This is a genomic window from Paracoccus sediminis (assembly GCF_900188295.1).
In the GTDB taxonomy this organism is placed as follows: Bacteria; Pseudomonadota; Alphaproteobacteria; order Rhodobacterales; family Rhodobacteraceae; genus Paracoccus; species Paracoccus sediminis.
This window is the reverse complement of the sequence record NZ_FZNM01000034.1, coordinates 1-3,436: the sequence shown is the minus strand read 5'-3', so window position 1 is coordinate 3,436 and position 3,436 is coordinate 1. Positions and strand designations below refer to the sequence as shown.

Genomic DNA, 3,436 nt, shown 5'->3' with positions numbered 1-3,436 from the left:
CTCCACCTCGACCAACAAATCCTTTGCGTCGATCTGTTCTCCTGGTTTGACGTGGATGGCCTTGACGGTGCCGTCGCGGTCGGCGTGCAGGGCGGTTTCCATCTTCATGGCCTCGATGGTCAAGAGCAGGTCGCCCTGGCGGATCCTGGCGCCCGCCGCGGCCGCGACGGACGCCACGACGCCCGGCATCGGCGCGCCGACATGGCCCGCGTTCGCCGGATCGGCCTTGGGGCGGGCGGCCTTGGCGCCCGTGGCCTTGCGGTTCGGCACACGGACCTGACGGGGCTGGCCGTTCAGCTCGAAGAAGACCTTGACCTGGCCCGTCTCGTCGGTCTCGCCCAGGGTCAGCAGGCGGATCTCCAGGGTCTTGCCGGGGTCGATCTCGACGCTGATCTCGTCGCCCGGCTCCATGCCGTAGAAGAAGTTGCGCGTGGGCAGCGTGCGGACCGGGCCATAGGTCTCGTGCCGCGTCCTGTAGTCGGCGAAGACCTTGGGATACATCAGCCAGCCGTTCAGATCCTCGTCGTCGATCGGGGCGCCCAGATCCTCGGCCAGCTTGGCCCGCGCGGCCTCGAGGTCCACGGGCGGCAGATGCGCGCCGGGGCGGCCGGCGATGGGCGCCTCGCCCTTCAGCACCTTGCGCTGCAAATCCTCGGGCCAGCCGCCGGGGGGCTGGCCCAGGTTGCCCTTGAGCATGTCCACCACGCTGTCGGGAAAGCTGACCTCGGTGGCGGGATCCATGACCTGTTCGGGCGTCAGGTGCTGGGCCACCATCATCAGCGCCATGTCGCCCACCACCTTGGACGACGGCGTGACCTTCACAATGTCCCCGAACATCCGGTTCACGTCGGCATAGGCCTGGGCCACCTCGTGCCAGCGGTCCTCCAGCCCCATCGATCGCGCCTGCGCCTTGAGGTTGGTGAACTGCCCGCCCGGCATCTCGTGCAGATAGACCTCGGAGGCGGGGGCCTGCATCCCGGACTCGAACGCGGCATAGGTTTCGCGCACGCGTTCCCAATAGTTGCTGATCGCGCGGATCGCCGCGATATCCAGGCCGGTGTCGCGGTCGGTCCCGTCCAGGGCCGCGACGATCGACCCCAGGCAGGGCTGCGAGGTGCCGCCCGAGAACGCATCCATCGCCGCGTCCACCGCATCCACGCCCGCGTCCGCCGCGGCCAGGATCGTCGCCCCGGCCAGGCCCGAGGTGTCGTGGGTGTGGAAATGGACCGGCAGGCCCACCTCCTCCTTCAGCGCCTTGACGAGGATCCGCGCGGCGGCGGGCTTGAGCAGCCCCGCCATGTCCTTCAGGCCCAGTACATGGGCGCCCGCGGCCTTCAGATCCTGGGCGGTGCGGACGTAATAGGCCAGGTCGTACTTGGCCCGGTCCGGGTCCAGCATGTCGCCGGTATAGCAGACCGTGCCTTCGCAGATCTTGCCCGTCCCGATCACCGCGTCCATGGCGACGCGCATGTTTTCCACCCAGTTGAGGCTGTCGAAGACCCGGAACACATCGACGCCGCTGTCCGCCGCCTGGCGCACGAAGGACTGGACCACGTTGTCGGGATAATTGGTATAGCCCACCCCGTTGGACGCCCGCAGCAGCATCTGCGTCATCAGGTTGGGCATCCGTTCGCGGATGTCGCGCAGCCGCTGCCAGGGGCATTCCTGAAGGAAGCGATAGGCCACGTCGAAGGTCGCGCCGCCCCAGCATTCGACGCTGAACAGCCCCGGCAGGTTCGCGGCATAGCTGGGCGCCACGCGGATCATGTCGATCGACCGCATCCGGGTGGCCAGCAGCGACTGGTGCCCGTCGCGCATGGTGGTGTCGGTCATCAGCAGGCGGGTCTGGCCGGCCATCCAGTCGGCCACCGCCTGCGCGCCCTGCTCCTCCAGCATCTGCCGGGTGCCGGGCGCGGGCTCGCCCTTGGGCGCGGGCGGGATCGGCGGGCGGGCTTGGGCAGGCGGCATGGGGCGGCCCGCCGTTTCGGGATGCCCGTTCACGCTGATGTCGGCCAGATAGGTCAGGATCCGGGTGGCCCGGTCCTGCTTCTTGTCGAACTGGAACAGATCCGGCGTCGTGTCGATGAAGGTGGTCGTATAGGTGTCGTCCAGGAAGGTCGGGTGTTTGAGCAGGTTGATGACGAAGTCGATGTTCGTGGACACGCCCCGCACCCGGAACTCGCGCAGCGCCCGGTCCATGCGCCGGATCGCCGCCTCGGGCGTCTGCGCCCAGGCCGTCACCTTGACCAGCAAGCTGTCGTAATACCGCGTGATGACGCCCCCGGAATAGGCCGTGCCGCCGTCCAGCCGGATGCCGTTGCCGGTGGCGCTGCGATAGGCGGTGATCCGGCCGTAATCGGGGATGAAGTTGTTCAGCGGATCCTCGGTCGTCACGCGGCATTGCAGCGCGTGGCCCGACAGCGTGACCTGATCCTGCGACGGCAGGCCCGTCGCCTCGGCCAGGGTGGCGCCTTCGGCGATGCGGATCTGGGACTGGACGATGTCGATGCCGGTGACCTCCTCGGTCACGGTATGCTCGACCTGGACGCGCGGGTTCACCTCGATGAAGTAGAACTGCTGGCTGTCCATATCCATCAGGAACTCGACCGTGCCGGCGTTCTGATAGCCCACGGCGCGCCCGATCTTCAGCGCCAGTTCGCAGACCTCGGCGCGCTGTTCGGCGGTCAGATAGGGGGCGGGCGCGCGCTCGACGACCTTCTGGTTGCGCCGCTGCACGGTGCAGTCGCGTTCATACAGGTGATAAAGCCCGCCGTGGGTGTCGCCCAGCAACTGCACCTCGACGTGCCGGGCGCGCCCGATCATCTTTTCCAGGTAGCCTTCGCCATTCCCGAAGGCGGCTTCGGCCTCGCGGCGCCCCTCGCGAACCTTGTCCGCCAGTTCCTCGGGGCCGTTGATCGGGCGCATGCCCCGGCCGCCGCCGCCCCAGGACGCCTTCAACATCAGCGGATAGCCGATGGCGGCCGCCTCGGCCTTGATCGCCTCGAAATCCTCGCCCAGCACCTCGGTCGCGGGGATCACCGGCACGCCCGCCCCGATGGCCACGCGCCGCGCCGACGCCTTGTCGCCAAGCGCCCGCATCGTGTCGGCGCGCGGCCCGATGAAGGTGATCCCGGCGGCCGCGCAGGCGTCCACGAAATCGGGGTTTTCCGACAAAAGCCCATAGCCCGGATGGATCGCATCCGCGCCGGACTCCTTGGCCACCCGGATGATCTCGGGGATGCTCAGATAGGCCGCCACCGGACCCAGCCTCGCGCCGATCCGGTAGGCCTCGTCCGCCTTGAAGCGGTGCAGGCCCAGCTTGTCCTCCTCGGCATAGACCGCCACCGTCCGCTTGCCCAGCTCGTTGGCCGCCCGCATCACCCGGATCGCAATCTCGCCACGGTTCGCAACAAGGATCTTTTGAAACATCGCGGTC

1 protein-coding gene is annotated in these 3,436 nt (G+C 68.3%); it reads right to left on the bottom strand.

Annotated elements, in window-relative coordinates:
* On the bottom strand, positions 1-3,429 hold a 3,429-nt coding region (gene pyc / locus CHB77_RS17840; RefSeq protein ID WP_089389467.1), incomplete at its 3' end, for a pyruvate carboxylase.
* Between the last annotated feature and the right edge of the window lie 7 nt (positions 3,430-3,436).